This is a genomic window from Arthrobacter sp. NPDC058097, assembly GCF_042884885.1.
In the GTDB taxonomy this organism is placed as follows: Bacteria; Actinomycetota; Actinomycetes; order Actinomycetales; family Micrococcaceae; genus Arthrobacter.
On the sequence record NZ_JBHVSZ010000003.1, the window covers coordinates 66,723 to 80,254 of the forward strand.

The window sequence follows — 13,532 nt, forward strand, 5'->3', positions numbered from 1 at the left end:
CATGGCTGAGTGTGAACGGGAACTGACACTCCTCGCCGGGGGCCAGATCGAGTTGCTCGGACGCATCCCGCGGAGCAGCAACGAGACGTTCCTGGCGGAGATCTCCGATGGGGACGACACCGCCTATGCCGTGTACAAGCCGGAGGCCGGAGAGCGGCCCCTGTCCGATTTTGAGCCCGGACTGTACCGGCGGGAGCGTGCGGCGTACCTGCTCAGCGAGTCCCTGGGCTGGGGATTCGTGCCGGCGACGGTGATCCGCGAGGAGGCGCCCCTGGGGGTCGGGTCGCTGCAGTGGTTCATCGACTGCGACTTCAGCGAGCACTACTTCACCCTCTACGCCGACGTCCCGGAGACGCACCGCGACCTGGCCCGGATTGCCCTGTTCGACTACGTCGCCAACAACACGGACCGCAAAAGCGGGCACGTGCTGCGCGGCGACGACGGGCGGGTGTGGGGCATCGACCACGGGCTGTGCTTCTCGGCGGTCTTCAAACTGCGCACGGTGATCTGGGACTTCGCCGGCGACCCCATCCCCGAGGCCCTGCTCGAGGACATCGCCCCGTTGGCCGACTCCGTTCCCGACCACCTGGCGGAGCTCCTCGACGGCTCGGAGGTCACCGCCCTGCAGCGCCGGGTCCGCCGTCTGCTGCACGAACCGGTGCTCCCCGTGGACCGGACCGGCATGAGGTATCCCTGGCCGCTGGTATAGGCAGGCCCTGCGGAAATCACTAAGCGCGAACGTACACTTGTGGCCCCTGGGAAACGCTTCCCTGGGGCCGCAAGTGTACGTTCGCGCTGTGCAGTAGATTCGCGCTGTGCAGTAGATTCGCGCTGTGCAATAGATTCGCGCTGTGCAGTGGGTCTACGCGTACGGGTCCGCGATGCCGATGTACTGCGTGGTGGTGTACTCGGCAATGCCCTCCGAGCCGCCTTCTCGCCCGAGGCCTGACTGCTTCACCCCGCCGAATGGTGCCGCGGCGTTCGAGATGACGCCGGCGTTGAAGCCGACCATGCCGAACTCGATCTGCTCGGAGACGCGCAGGAGCCGGTTGAAGTTGCGGCTGTAGAGGTACGCGGCAAGGCCGTACTCGGTGGAGTTGGCCATGGCGATGGCCTGTTCCTCGGTGCTGAACGTGGTGATGGGGGCGACCGGGCCGAAGATCTCGGTGCGCAGGATCTCCGCATTGTTGGCGACGCCCGCCAGCACCGTGGGCTGGTAGAAGTACCCCCGGCCATCCACGGGTGCGCCGCCGGTGACCACCGTCGCGCCGGCAGTGACAGCGTCCTCCACCAGGGCGTGCACGTCCTTGCGTGCACCGCCGTCGATCAGCGGGCCCACCGTGACTCCGGCTTCGGTGCCGCGGCCCGGGCGGAGGGCCTTCATCGCCTCGGCGAACCTGGCCGTGAACTCCTGCGCCACGGACTCGTGCACCAGGAACCGGTTGGCGGCGGTGCACGCCTCCCCCATGTTCCGCATCTTCGCCGCCATCGCGCCCTGCACTGCCTTGTCCAGGTCGGCGTCCTCGAACACGATGAACGGCGCGTTGCCGCCGAGCTCCATGGATGTGCGCAGCACGTTCTGGGACGCCTCCGCCATCAGCTGCTTGCCCACCGGCGTCGAGCCCGTGAAGGATACCTTCCGGAGCCGGGCGTCCTTGAGGAGCGGTCCCGAGATGGAGGAGGCCGACGACGACGAAACGACGTTCAGCACCCCGGCCGGCAGGCCCGCCTCGATCATCACCTGCGCGAAAAGCTGCGAGGTCAGCGGCGTGAGCTTTGCCGGCTTGAGCACCATGGTGCAGCCGGCCGCCACGGCAGGCGCCACCTTGCGCGTGGCCATCGCCAGTGGGAAGTTCCACGGCGTGATCAGCAGGCACGGCCCCACCGGCTTGTGCTGCACCAGGATCTTGTTCTTGCCCTCGGGCGTCGTCAGGTACCGGCCGTAATCGCGCACCGCCTCTTCGGAGAACCAGCGCAGGAATTCGGCAGCGTAGGCCACCTCGCCTCGAGCCTCGGCCAGCGGCTTGCCCATTTCGAGGGTCATCAGCAGGGCAAAGTCCTCGGCCCGCCCGGTCACCAGCTCGAAGGCCCGGCGCAGGATCTCGGCCCGTTCCCGGGGTGCCGTCCGCGCCCAGGAGGCCTGGACGGTGTCCGCTGCGTCGAGCGCGGCGAGGGCGTCCGCGCTGGTGGCCGAGGCCAGCGTGGCCAGGACCTCCCCGGTTGCCGGGTCCTCGACGTCGAACGTGCCGCCGCCGGAGGCGTCCCGCCATTCGCCGTTGATCAGCAGCCCGGTGGGCACTGATGCCAGCAGCGCGGCCTCGCGTTCGGTGGTCACAGTCTTTCCTTCAGCCACATCGGCTCCTTACTATGCGTAGCTCATTCGAGAAACGAGCGTTTGGTGCTGGCCGGCGGCCCATCCGCGGGTCCGCTTGGACCGGCATGCTCATCGGGCGAGGAGTTCCTCGCTGGTGACCACCTCGCACATCGGCGAAAGCAGTTCCAGGAGGGCCAGGGTCTGCTGCTGGGCTTCGTCGCTGACCGCAGCGCAGGCGTCGGAAACGACGGTGACCAAGCGTCCGGCGTCGACGGCGCCAAGGGCTGTCGACAGGACACAGCAGTCCGTGGCTACTCCGGTGAGGACCATTTCCGCGCCTTCGGGCACCAGGGCGGCGAGCTCCGGTCCCCATTTGGAGAACGTCGGGGCGTCGATCACGGTTGCCTCGCCCGGCACATCCATGGTGATGTCCCAGGCCTCGGAGCCGGACGGGAACCGCATTTCGTCCCAGCGCCGGTAGTAGGCGGCCCAGGCGCCGGTCTCGGCTTCGTCCCGGATGAACCGGGTGAAGACGGGACCGGAGCCGAAGGACTGCTGCAGCTTGCTGATCACCGGCACGATCTCCCGGTACCGGGGGACCTGCCACTGGCCCTCGTCGCGGAACGCCTGCTGCATGTCGATCACCACGAGCGTGGCTCCGTCCCGCAGGGAACGGCGGACGCTCACAGGGTCTGGGCCGCGGCGCTGCGGTCGAGCATTTCCCGTCCGGAGAGGCGCTGGCGCCGGTGGGTGGCGAAGTAGACTCCCGCAGCGACGGCGGCACCGACGTAGTAGGACAGGTCACCGATCTGCGGGAAGGCCGCCGCGATGGGGCCGGTGTAGATCGAGGACATCCAGAACGGCGAGGAGAGCACGACGCCGGCGGCCCAGGCCACGAAGCCCCATTCAAACTTCCGGGTCTTGTCAAAGAGCTCGCGCAGGCCACGCTCGGTGCGCCGGCCGCCGAACAGGTAGTCGCACACCAGGACGGCGACGTACGGGGCGATGCAGTAGGCGGTCAGGTTCAGGAAGGCGGTGAAGCCGCTGTTGAAGCCGGTCTGGCCCCACAGCGCCACGAGGTAGGAGGCGACGCAGATGAAGACGACGGCGGTGTGGCGCTTCACGGGGACACCCATGGTCTGGATGGAGATGGCGCCGCCGTAGACGTTGAGGAAGTTCTGGGTGAAGGAGGACAGGGCGACGACGCCGAGGCCGACGGCGGCCCAGGGGCCCATGAGCTCCTTGAGCGCGCCGATGCTGTCGGACGCGGTGGTGGTCGATCCGAGCAGGGTGCCCAGGATGCCCATCCAGACGAGGGTGACGAAGTTGCCGGACATGGTGGCCCAGCCGGCGCCGCGCCGGTTGCCGGGAGTGTTGGGCAGGTAGCGGGAGTAGTCGGAGGCGAAGGGCATCCACGCAACGATGAAGGAGAAGAACCAGCCGAAGAAGATGATCCAGCCGCCGATGCCGTCAAAGCCGGGTGCGGATTCGTTGGCGGTGTTGATCACCTTGCCGTTGGCCGCTGCCACGATGGTGATGAAGACGAAGCCGATGACCAGGACGAACGACAGGATGCGCTGCAGGAAGTGGATCAGGTTGTAGCCGATGACGGCCACACCGAGCTGGATGCCCATGAGGATCAGGGAGGAGACCCAGAACGGAATATCGGTCAGCAGCGCGATGGCCTGGCCGCCGAGGATGACCGTCACTGCGGCCCAGCCGATGCCGGCAAACACGTTCACGTAAGCCACCGGGAACAGGTTGCCGATGAAGCCGAGCGGTCCGCGGCCCTGCATCTGTTGGGGAACGCCCAGCCGGACTCCCATGGCCGACAGGTAGCCCATGCCTGCCGAGGAGGTCACGCCGGCGAGGACGATCGCCAGGACTGCGGCCCAGAACGGAAGGCCGAAGTAGGTGGCGCTGAAGCCGAGGACGACGATGGGGAAGTTCATTCCCGCGGCAAACCACAGGAAGAACTGGGAACGGGGCTTGCCGTGGCGTTCGACGTCGGGGATGTGCTCGATGCCGTAGGGCTCGATTTTGGTGAGGCTGTCGCGGTAACCGCGGTCTTCGGCGACGCTGTTTTCGGCGGCGCTCATGGTTTCTGGGCTCATTGTTGTCCTATTGTGGGATGCGCACCTAGGTGCGCTGCTTGAGAGCAGATTGGGTCGGTGCGGCTGGTTTCCTGTGCGAGGGCGGTCAGCCGCGCCGGAACTTTAGAGTTGGGCGAGTTCAGCGCCGTCGAAGAACCGTCCGGCCTTGTAGACCATGGGTGCAGTGCTGCTGGTTTCCGCGTGGCGGACCCGGCAGATGAAGACCGTGTGGGTCTTGGCTTGGAACCGTTCCTGGATTTCGGCTTCCAGGGAAGCTGCCGATCCGTCCAGGAGGGGGCTTCCCTTGGGCCCTTCATGCCAGTCGAGCTCGGCGAACTTGTCCGCGGCCTTCGAGGCGAAGACCTTCACCGTGTCCAGCTGTTCAGTCCCCAGGATATTGATGCCGAGGTGGCTCGAGGAGAAGAGCGCGGGGTAGGTGCTGGACGTCTTCTGGACGCATACAAGCACCAGCGGCGGTTCGAGTGAGACAGAGCAGTAGGAGTTGGCCGCCAGCCCCTTGGGGGTTTCGCCTTCCTTGGTGGTGACGACGGTAACGCCGGTGATGAACTGCCGGTTGAAGGCCTTCATCAGGTCCGGGTCGAGTTCCGGGAAGTCCTCGCCCTCGGCATCAGCGGGTGCCGCGATGCCGCGCAGGGGCCGGATGCCGAGGCCGGCGAGCAGTTCGCTGCCGTCCCAGGTCACCGATTCCCGGACGATCCTGCCATCCTCGAGGACCAGGATGTTCGAGCCGCGGGTCTGGACGGTGAGTCCCGTTGCCGGAACTCCGAGATATTCATTGGTGTGCGTGCCGGTGGAGGTCCAGAAGACTGCGACGGTGCCGTCCCCTTCGACGACGTCATCGACCGTGGTGCGCAGGTCGGGGAAAGCTTCCCGGACCGCAGCGATCTCTGACTTGAGGCCTGCGAGGTCGACAGTTGCACCCGTCGCCTTGCTGGTGCGCGTGTAGCCGGCGGCCACGAGGCCATCGAGGGCATCAAGGTCTCCCTTGTCCCAGGCCGCGAGCCAAGCCGATGTGATGAGCGGTTCCAAGGTCTGTTGCATACCAATGACGGTAATCCAGCTCACAACCCCAGGTCAAGAGGAACGTGAAATTCCGCGGATTCCTTGGAAAACCATGAGTTTTCGGAAAGTGCGGCCAAAACTGTTGACGCTGCTGATGCATGCAACATAGGCTTTCATGTATGCAAGATGATCTCGAAGTAGTCAGGGAAGCCGCTGACCGGGACGGACTCCTGGACCGGATCCGCCGTCTCGTCCTGGGCGGAGATTTCCCCCCGGGCGCAGTCCTCCCCGAAGCCTTCCTCGCGCAGGAGTTCGACGTGAGCCGGACACCGATCCGGGAAGCGCTCAAGCAGCTGCAGCACGAGGGCCTGGTGGAAATCCGCCCGAAGGTCGGCACCTTCGTGCGGGAACCCACCCGCAGGGAGATCATCGAGCTTTTCCAGCTCAAGGAGTCCCTCGAGGGATTGGCGGCATCCCTGCTCGCCCGCCGCGGCGAGGTCCAGGAGCTGACCGTCCTGCGGCGGAACCTTGAGGAGTCAGAAATGGCTTCGCTCACCCATGACACGGATGCCTATGCCCGGCTGGTGCACGAGTTCCACTGGACGATTGTGCGCGGCTCGGACAACCGCAAGCTTGTTGAGCACTACGAGCGGCTCATGAACCAGCTCGCCTACCAGCGGCTGGTCCTGCGCACGGTTGAACATCCGGGCCGGCTTGAAGCCTCCACCCGCGAACACCGCGCCGTCCTGGACATGATCGAACACAAAGACCCCTTCGGGGCCGAATCCGCCATGAGGAACCACGTTCACGCCTCATCCCGGGAGGCCCTGACCGACCCGGCGCAAGACCGCCGGCACTGAACCAACGACCCACGAAAGGGAGCCATGCGCTTCTCCATGATTGACGTGATCCAATGACGAACGAGCACGGGTTCGGCATCCGCAAGATCGTGTACTACAGCGAGGAAATCCTGCTCGAAAACGGCGCCTCCCCCGCCGTTCCCGCAGTCCGCGCAACGGCGGCAGCCGTGGTCAGCAACCCCTGGCTGGGCGGCAACCCGGCCGACGACCTCAGCGACGAGGTGGTGCAGCTGGCCCCGGTGCTGGCGCGCAAACTCACCGAGGTGCTGGCTGCCAACCTCGGCGGCGTTGACGCCATCGAGGCCTTCGGCAAGGCCGCGATCGTGGGCACGGACGGTGAAATCGAGCACGGCGCTGCGCTCATCCACACACCGTTCTTCGGCAACCTCGTCCGTGAGTTCTTTGAAGGCGAATCCATCATCTGCTTCGCCGATGACCGCGGCGACGCCGGCTCCTCGCTCGTCGTACCCCTGTGGCACAAGAACGCTGCAGCAACCCGCACCCACTACCAGACCATCAGCACACGCATTGGTGACGCACCCCGCCCGGGTGAGATCGTCGTCGTCCTCGGTGCATCAACCGGGCCCCGCCCCCACTCCCGCATCGGTGACCGCCGCACCGACCCCATCGTCAAAGCAGACACACTAGGAGAACTTGTTTCATGAGCATCCGTAAGATCGTCACCCTGACCGAAGACGTCCTCATCGAAGGCGGCCGCGAGGTCAGCCCGGCCGCGCGGGTCGCCGTTGTGGCAGCCATCGTCAAGAACCCCTGGGCAGGCCAGGGCTTCGTGGAGGACCTCTCCGCCGGCATCAACGGGAACGCCTCCGACATCGGCGCGCTGCTGGCGCCCCGCGTCCTCGAAGCCCTCGGCTCCCCGGCCGAGGCGTACGGCAAGGCCGCCATCGTGGGCCTGAACGGCGAAATCGAGCACGGCTCCGGGCTCATCCACACGCTGGCCTTCGGAAACCACTTCCGCGACGCCGCCAACGCCACCACGCTCCTGCCCGCCGTGGAGAAGCGCGGACCGGCCGGTGTTGTCTTCGACATCCCGCTCAAGCACATCACCGACGCCACCATCCGCTCGCACCACCAGAGCATCGAGGTGCGGATCAACGACGCACCGCACGCCGACGAGATCGTGATCGCCCTCGCCGCCGCTGCCCAGGGACGGCCCCAGCAGCGACTGGCAGCGTTCGCCACCGAAACGAAGTAGGTGCCAGCCGCCGTGAGCCGCGACCGCATAGCCCTCCTCCACGGCGTCGGCCTCGACGGGTCGATGTGGGGCCCCCTCCGCGAATTCCTTGAACCGGAATACGAGGTCCAGGTCCTGGAACTCCTGGGCCATGGGAGCCGGCCAAAGGCTCCCGAAGGGGTAACGCTGGCCGAGCTCGCGGCGGATGTCGCCGAACGGGTCGAGCCGGACACGCACCTGGTGGGCTTCTCGCTGGGGGCCCTCGTGGCCCAGCACGTGGCCAGGTTCAGGCCGGACCTGGTCGCCAGCCTGGTGTCGGTGGCCTCGGTGTGCAAGCGCACTTCCGAGGAGCACGCCGCAGTCATGGTGCGGCTCGCCTCGGCGGGATCCGATTTTCCGGCAACGGTGGAGGCATCCATCGGCCGCTGGTATCCGGAAGGGTCCTCCGTCCCGGCGGACGTGGTCGAAGCGACGCGGGAAGTCCTGCTGAAGAACGATCCGAAGTCCTTCCTGGCCTGCTACCGCGTGTTCGCCACGGCAGACGCGGAAATCGCCGCCGAGCTGCCCCTGATCACCGTTCCTTCCCACGCCGTGACCGGCGAGCTGGACCCGGGGTCAACGCCCGGGATGAGTGCAAGGCTGGCCGCGGCCATCCCCGGCTGCACCTACTCCGTCATCGGCGGCGCCCGCCACATGATGCCGGTGGAACGTCCCCAAGAGCTCGCCAACACGCTTACCGCTTTCATCAAGGAGCATTCTCATGTCCGTTGAACGCCAGTACAACCACTTCATCAACGGGGAATTTGTCCCGCCGTCATCCGGCGAATACTTCGACAGCACCAACCCGGCGACCCTCGACGTGCTGTACGAGGCCGCACGGGGCAACGCGGCCGACGTCGAAAAGGCTGTCTCCGCGGCGTCCGCGGCCTTCGAGAACCCGAGCTGGCGGAACCTCAGCCAGACCAGGCGCGGGCACCTGCTGCGCCGCCTTGGTGACCTCGTCGGTGAGCACGCGGACGAGCTCGCGCGGATGGAGAGCCAGGACAACGGGAAACTCCTGCGGGAGATGCGGGCGCAGCTGGCGTCCATGCCGGAGTATTACTATTACTACGCCGGGCTCGCGGACAAGATCCAGGGCGACACTATCCCCGCTTCCACCCCGGCCATCCTCAACTACACGCTCCGCGAACCGCTGGGCGTGGTGGGCGCCATCACGCCGTGGAACTCACCGCTGACGCTGACCACCAGCAAGCTCGCGCCCGCCCTCGCGGCCGGCAACACCATCGTCATCAAGCCGTCCGAATACACCTCGGCCACCGTTCTCCGGCTGGCCGCCCTGGCCGATGAGGCGGGGTTCCCGGCGGGCGTGATCAACGTGGTCACCGGCTTCGGTGCAGAAGCCGGCGCGGCCCTGGTGGACGACGCGCGGCTGGCCAAGATCTCGTTTACCGGCAGCACCAGCACCGGCGCGCGGATCGCCTCGTCCACGGCTTCCCGCTTCATCGGCTCCACCCTGGAGCTGGGCGGCAAGTCACCGAACATCGTCTTCGAGGACGCCGACATCACCAACGCGTCCATGGGTGTTGTGGCAGGCATCTTCGCAGCGGCGGGCCAGACCTGCATCGCGGGCAGCCGCGTCTTCGCCCACAAATCCGTCTACGACGAGCTGCTGGAACGCGTGGCCAACCGTGCCCGCAGCATCGTGATCGGCGACCCGCTGCTCGACGCCACCGAGCTCGGCCCGCTGGCCTTCCAGGACCAGCGGGACAAGGTGGCCAGCTACGTTGACCTGGGCGTCTCGGAGGGCGCCACCGTCCTGACCGGCGGCGGCCGTCCCAACATCCCGCTCGGCGGCTACTTCTTCGAGCCCACCGTGCTGACCGACGTCGACAATTCCATGCGCGTGGTGCGGGAAGAGATCTTCGGCCCGGTCGCGGCAATCATGCCCTTCGAAACCGAGGAAGAGGTCCTCCGGCTCGCCAACGACACAACATACGGCCTCGCCGCCGGCGTCTGGACCACCAACCTGGCCCGGGCGCACCGGATGGCCAGCCGGCTGGAGGCGGGAACGGTATGGGTCAACACGTACCGCGCCATGTCCCCGGCATCCCCGCGCGAAGGGTTCAAGACCAGTGGCGTGGGCGTCGAGCACGGCATCGAGAGTATCCGTGAATACACCAGGCTCAAGAGCATCTGGATCAACACGGACGAGTCCCCCATCGCCGACCCCTTCATCATGCGGAGCTGACATGCCTCTTATCGAAGTTTCCATCGCCCGGGGGCGGACCCCCGAACAGCTCCGCGCGCTCATCGCCGAGCTGCACCGCGCCGCCGAGAAGGCCGTGGGCGCGGTACCGGAAAACACCACCGTCATCATCCGCGAGATTGAGCACGAGCACTGGTCCCGCGGCAACCAGACCATTGCCGAACGCAATGCGGCAGCGGCAGAAAGCAGGAGTTCCTAATGCGCTTTTCACTCTTCGTCCACATGGAGCGCTGGGACGAGTCCGTCTCCCACCGGGAGTGCTTCGAGAACCTGACGGAACTCGCCCTCATCGCCGAGGCCGGCGGCTTCAGCACCGTCTGGATCGGTGAGCACCACTCGATGGAGTACACCATCTCCCCCAGCCCGATGCCGCAGCTTGCCTACCTGGCGGCGCGCACCTCGCGCATCCGCCTGGGAGCCGGCACCATCATCGCGCCCTTCTGGAACCCGCTGCGCGTGGCCGGCGAGACGGCACTCCTGGACGTCATCAGCAACGGCCGGATGGAAGTGGGACTGGCACGCGGCGCGTACCAGTTCGAGTTCGACCGCCTCATGGGCGGGATGTCAGCGGTCGACGGCGGCAAGCACCTGCGCGAGATGGTGCCGGCCGTGCGCGCGCTTTGGGAAGGTGACTACGCGCACGACGGCGAGGTGTGGCAGTTCCCGACCTCCACCAGCGTGCCCAAGCCGCTGCAGAAGCCGACGCCGCCCATGTGGATCGCCGCCCGGGACATCTCCTCGCACGAGTTCGCCGTCGCCAACGGCTGCAACGTGATGGTGACGCCACTGATGAAGGGCGACGAGGAGGTGGAGGACCTCGCGCGCAAGTTCGACACTGCCGTGGAGAACAACCCCGGCGTCCCGCGTCCGGACCTCATGGTGCTCCGCCACACCCACGTCCACCCCGCGGATGAGCCTGAGGGCTGGCGCCGCCCGGCCGAGGGCATCCAGAAGTTCTACCGGACGTTCGACGCCTGGTTCGGCAACAAGACCACCCCGACGAACGGCTTCCTCGAGCCGAGCCCCGAGGAGAAGTTCGCCGACCGCCCGGAGTTCACGCCGGAGTCCCTGCACCAGACGGCGATGATCGGCACGCCCGAGGAGGTCATCGAGCGGCTCCGCCACTACGAGGCGCTCGGCGTCACGGAGTTCAGCCTCTGGTCCGACAACAGCCTGACCCACGAGGAGAAGAAGCGCTCGCTCGAGCTCTTCATCGAGCACGTGGTGCCGGCCTTTCAGGAACAGCCCGTAGCCGCGGCACGCTAGAGCCGGCTGCTTAGCGCGAACGTACACTTGTGGCCCTTGGGAAACGCTTCCCTGGGGCCACAAGTGTACGTTCGCGCCAGTGTCCGTGCCCGTCAGCGGTCAGTACACTGGGACGCATGACCGAGCAGGAACCGGCCCCGGTTGAGGACGCCGAGGCTCCGACTCTGACCGATCCCGACGCCGTCGATACCTCCTTGCGCACTCCGGCACAGCGGTCCCGCACCTTCACCGGAATCCTGGTGAACACGGCACTGGCCAACGTCACCACCAGCTACCTCTGGTTCGCGCTGACGTTCTGGGTGTACCTGGAGACGCGCAATGTGATCGCCACCGGCGTGGTGGGCGGCGTCTACATGCTGCTGATCGCCCTGTCGAGCATCAGCTTCGGCACCTTCGTGGACCGCTACCGCAAGCTCGCGGTGATGCGCTTCGCCGCCGGCTTCACGCTGGTGATGTTCGTGCTGTCCGGTGTCATGTTCGTGCTGGTACCCACCACCCTGATCCTGGACCTGTCCCGGCCCTGGTTCTGGCTCTTCACGCTGATCATCCTGGTGGGTGCTGTGGTGGAAAACATGCGGAACATCGCGCTGTCCACCACGGTCACCATCCTCATCGAGCCGGACCGGAGGGCCAACGCCAACGGGCTGGTGGGCATGGTGCAGGGGCTGATGTTCATCGTCACCTCGCTGCTCTCCGGACTGTCCGTCGGGCTGCTGGGCATGGGCTGGACGATCGTCGTCGCCCTGGTGCTCACCGCATTGGCGTTCGCGCACCTGCTCACCCTGCGCATGCCCGAGGAAGTGCGAGCGGCCGCCTCGGATGCGCAGGGTGGATTCGACCTGCGCGGTTCACTCGCAGCCGTGCTGGCCATCGCCGGACTGTTCGCGCTCATCCTGTTTTCCACGTTCAACAACTTCATCGGCGGCGTCTACATGGCGCTGATGGACCCGTACGGACTGGAGATGTTCTCTGTGGAGATGTGGGGCGCCGTCTTTGCGCTCGGGTCGACCGGGTTCATCGTGGGCGGCGCACTGATCGGCAAGTTCGGGCTTGGCAGGAACCCGCTGCGCACCCTGCTGATCGCCGTGGCCGTGATGGGGCTCCTCGGTGCGGTGTTCACCCTGCGGGAGTGGGCATGGCTGTACATCGCGGGCATCTGGCTGTACCTGGTGCTGATACCGTTCGTGGAGGCCGCCGAGCAGACCGTCATCCAGCAGGTGGTGCCGCTGCCGCGCCAGGGCCGGGTGTTCGGATTCGCCATGGCCTTCGAGTCGGCCGCGGCGCCGGTCACCGCATTCCTCATCGCGCCGATTGCCCAGTTCTGGATCATTCCGTACGCGCGGTCCGCCGAGGGCGCCGCACAGCTGGCCCCGCTCCTGGGCGAGGGCACCTCCCGCGGCATTGCCCTGGTGTTCCTGGTGGCCGGAATCATCATGATCGCGGCCGCGCTGGCAGCTTTTCTGACGCCGGTCTACCGCCGCGTCTCGGCCTCGTATGCGCAGGCGGCTGCGGACGGCGCAGTGAGCCCTGCTTGAGCCAGCTCTTTACGGCGTGCTGCCGTCTGCGTTCTGAACCGGGTCTGCTTTCTGATCCGTGGGGGCTGACCGGCTGATGGCGACAATCCGGACGGTCACGCCCGCCAGGACCAGGACGACGCCCAGCGCAATCATGATCCAGGTGGGAACGGCGGCGGCTCCGATGCTGTGGTAGCAGGCCGCCGCTGATCCGGCGCCCCGGTGGAGCGCGTCAAATGCTTCAGCGGCACGGCTGTCCGGCATCAGTGGGCTGCCGCAAAGCGGGCCTGTCTTTTGCAGGCCAAAGACGATCCCGGCAAGCAGCACGGCGAAGCCGGCTCCAATCAGCCAGAGCCAGGCCTGCCATACGGCGGAATTCCGCCGGACCGATGTAGCTCGCACGTCACTCCCTAGAAAACGGCGGTACCGAAATCATAAGGGGAATCATGTTAAAAGCGGACGACGGCGGGACGTCCCGCCGTCGTCGTCGTTTGCTTAGGCGCAGCGAGCCTGGGGCGCCTCAATGATGGCCAGCTGGCCGGTTTCCGGGACACCGGGGAACTGCACCGGCACAGGCTCAACAGCCGCCACCGGCGGCGCCTCCTGGGCGCGCATGCGGACCAGCGCCACCGCGGAAATGAGGAACCAGGCGACGTTGGTGACCACGGAGGGCCATGCTTCGTGGAAGGCGCCGTTGACAATAAAGGCGCACGAACCGAGGAGATTCGCGATCTGGAAGCCCTTGCCGGCCTTCAGCCACCCCATGGACACGGCCAGGTAGGCGCTGAGAATGGCGACCGCACCTGCCCAACCGGAGATTTCCCACAGCAGTTCCATGATGTCCTTTCAGGGTTGATGCCCGGCTGCCATTCACTGGACGGAGTGGAGATGAGGGCTGTATGTATGAGTTTTCGGAACTGGCTCCATTGCCAATGGGATCAGTGGCGGTTTGAACAGCATCTGCCCAATCGTCCGGCGGGCCCACTAATGAGCGGCCGGGC

At 66.4% G+C, this 13,532-nt stretch carries 15 protein-coding genes; 9 read left to right on the forward strand and 6 right to left on the reverse strand.

Annotation, left to right across the window (positions count from 1 at the left end; genetic code table 11):
- Position 1: 1 nt before the first annotated feature.
- On the forward strand, positions 2 to 709 hold the full coding sequence (locus ACFVTE_RS06835; RefSeq protein ID WP_387098487.1) for an SCO1664 family protein: 708 nt from the start codon (positions 2 to 4) through the stop codon (positions 707 to 709).
- A gap of 153 nt (positions 710 to 862) precedes the next feature.
- On the opposite strand, the gene ACFVTE_RS06840 is transcribed toward ACFVTE_RS06835, so the two are convergent.
- The 4 genes from ACFVTE_RS06840 to ACFVTE_RS06855 form a co-directional block, all read right to left on the reverse strand.
- Positions 863 to 2,353, reverse strand: coding sequence for an NAD-dependent succinate-semialdehyde dehydrogenase (locus ACFVTE_RS06840; protein WP_387098489.1), 1,491 nt, complete (start codon positions 2,351 to 2,353; stop codon positions 863 to 865).
- Between the two features lie 90 nt (positions 2,354 to 2,443).
- Positions 2,444 to 3,001, reverse strand: coding sequence for a cysteine hydrolase family protein (locus ACFVTE_RS06845; protein ID WP_387098491.1), 558 nt, complete (start codon positions 2,999 to 3,001; stop codon positions 2,444 to 2,446).
- A complete protein-coding gene (locus ACFVTE_RS06850; RefSeq protein ID WP_387098493.1) occupies positions 2,998 to 4,428 on the reverse strand; it encodes a purine-cytosine permease family protein in 1,431 nt (476 codons plus the stop codon). Before ACFVTE_RS06850 ends, ACFVTE_RS06845 begins: the two co-directional genes overlap by 4 nt.
- A gap of 102 nt (positions 4,429 to 4,530) precedes the next feature.
- Positions 4,531 to 5,469 (reverse strand): flavin reductase, encoded by a 939-nt coding sequence (locus tag ACFVTE_RS06855; protein WP_387098495.1) that lies wholly within the window; start codon positions 5,467 to 5,469, stop codon positions 4,531 to 4,533.
- Between the two features lie 140 nt (positions 5,470 to 5,609).
- Here ACFVTE_RS06855 and ACFVTE_RS06860 point away from each other — a divergent pair, with 140 nt between their 5' ends.
- The 8 genes from ACFVTE_RS06860 to ACFVTE_RS06895 all read left to right on the forward strand — a co-directional run bounded on the left by ACFVTE_RS06860 (position 5,610) and on the right by ACFVTE_RS06895 (position 12,552).
- Entirely contained in the window at positions 5,610 to 6,290 is a 681-nt protein-coding gene (locus ACFVTE_RS06860; protein ID WP_387098497.1) for a GntR family transcriptional regulator, read from the forward strand.
- A 53-nt stretch (positions 6,291 to 6,343) separates the two neighbouring features.
- Complete coding sequence (locus ACFVTE_RS06865) at positions 6,344 to 6,955, forward strand: amino acid synthesis family protein (RefSeq protein WP_387098499.1); 612 nt, start codon at positions 6,344 to 6,346, stop codon at positions 6,953 to 6,955.
- On the forward strand, positions 6,952 to 7,506 hold the full coding sequence (locus ACFVTE_RS06870; protein ID WP_387098501.1) for an amino acid synthesis family protein: 555 nt from the start codon (positions 6,952 to 6,954) through the stop codon (positions 7,504 to 7,506). The genes ACFVTE_RS06865 and ACFVTE_RS06870 overlap by 4 nt, the downstream gene beginning before the upstream one ends.
- A gap of 12 nt (positions 7,507 to 7,518) precedes the next feature.
- Complete coding sequence (locus ACFVTE_RS06875; protein WP_387098503.1) at positions 7,519 to 8,256, forward strand: alpha/beta fold hydrolase; 738 nt, start codon at positions 7,519 to 7,521, stop codon at positions 8,254 to 8,256.
- Positions 8,246 to 9,733, forward strand: coding sequence for an aldehyde dehydrogenase (locus tag ACFVTE_RS06880; RefSeq protein WP_387098505.1), 1,488 nt, complete (start codon positions 8,246 to 8,248; stop codon positions 9,731 to 9,733). The genes ACFVTE_RS06875 and ACFVTE_RS06880 overlap by 11 nt, the downstream gene beginning before the upstream one ends.
- 1 nt (position 9,734) lies before the next feature.
- Positions 9,735 to 9,950 carry a 4-oxalocrotonate tautomerase family protein gene (locus ACFVTE_RS06885; RefSeq protein WP_387098507.1) on the forward strand — a complete coding sequence of 72 codons (216 nt, stop codon included), beginning with the start codon at positions 9,735 to 9,737 and terminating at the stop codon, positions 9,948 to 9,950.
- Positions 9,950 to 11,017, forward strand: a complete 1,068-nt coding sequence (locus tag ACFVTE_RS06890; RefSeq protein ID WP_387098509.1) for an LLM class flavin-dependent oxidoreductase — start codon at positions 9,950 to 9,952, stop codon at positions 11,015 to 11,017. Before ACFVTE_RS06885 ends, ACFVTE_RS06890 begins: the two co-directional genes overlap by 1 nt.
- A gap of 116 nt (positions 11,018 to 11,133) precedes the next feature.
- Complete coding sequence (locus ACFVTE_RS06895) at positions 11,134 to 12,552, forward strand: MFS transporter (protein WP_387098511.1); 1,419 nt, start codon at positions 11,134 to 11,136, stop codon at positions 12,550 to 12,552.
- A gap of 9 nt (positions 12,553 to 12,561) precedes the next feature.
- On the opposite strand, the gene ACFVTE_RS06900 is transcribed toward ACFVTE_RS06895, so the two are convergent.
- On the reverse strand, positions 12,562 to 12,933 hold the full coding sequence (locus ACFVTE_RS06900; RefSeq protein WP_387098513.1) for a hypothetical protein: 372 nt from the start codon (positions 12,931 to 12,933) through the stop codon (positions 12,562 to 12,564).
- 93 nt (positions 12,934 to 13,026) lie between these two features.
- Positions 13,027 to 13,368 carry a YgjV family protein gene (locus ACFVTE_RS06905; protein WP_387098515.1) on the reverse strand — a complete coding sequence of 114 codons (342 nt, stop codon included), beginning with the start codon at positions 13,366 to 13,368 and terminating at the stop codon, positions 13,027 to 13,029.
- Positions 13,369 to 13,532: the final 164 nt, after the last annotated feature.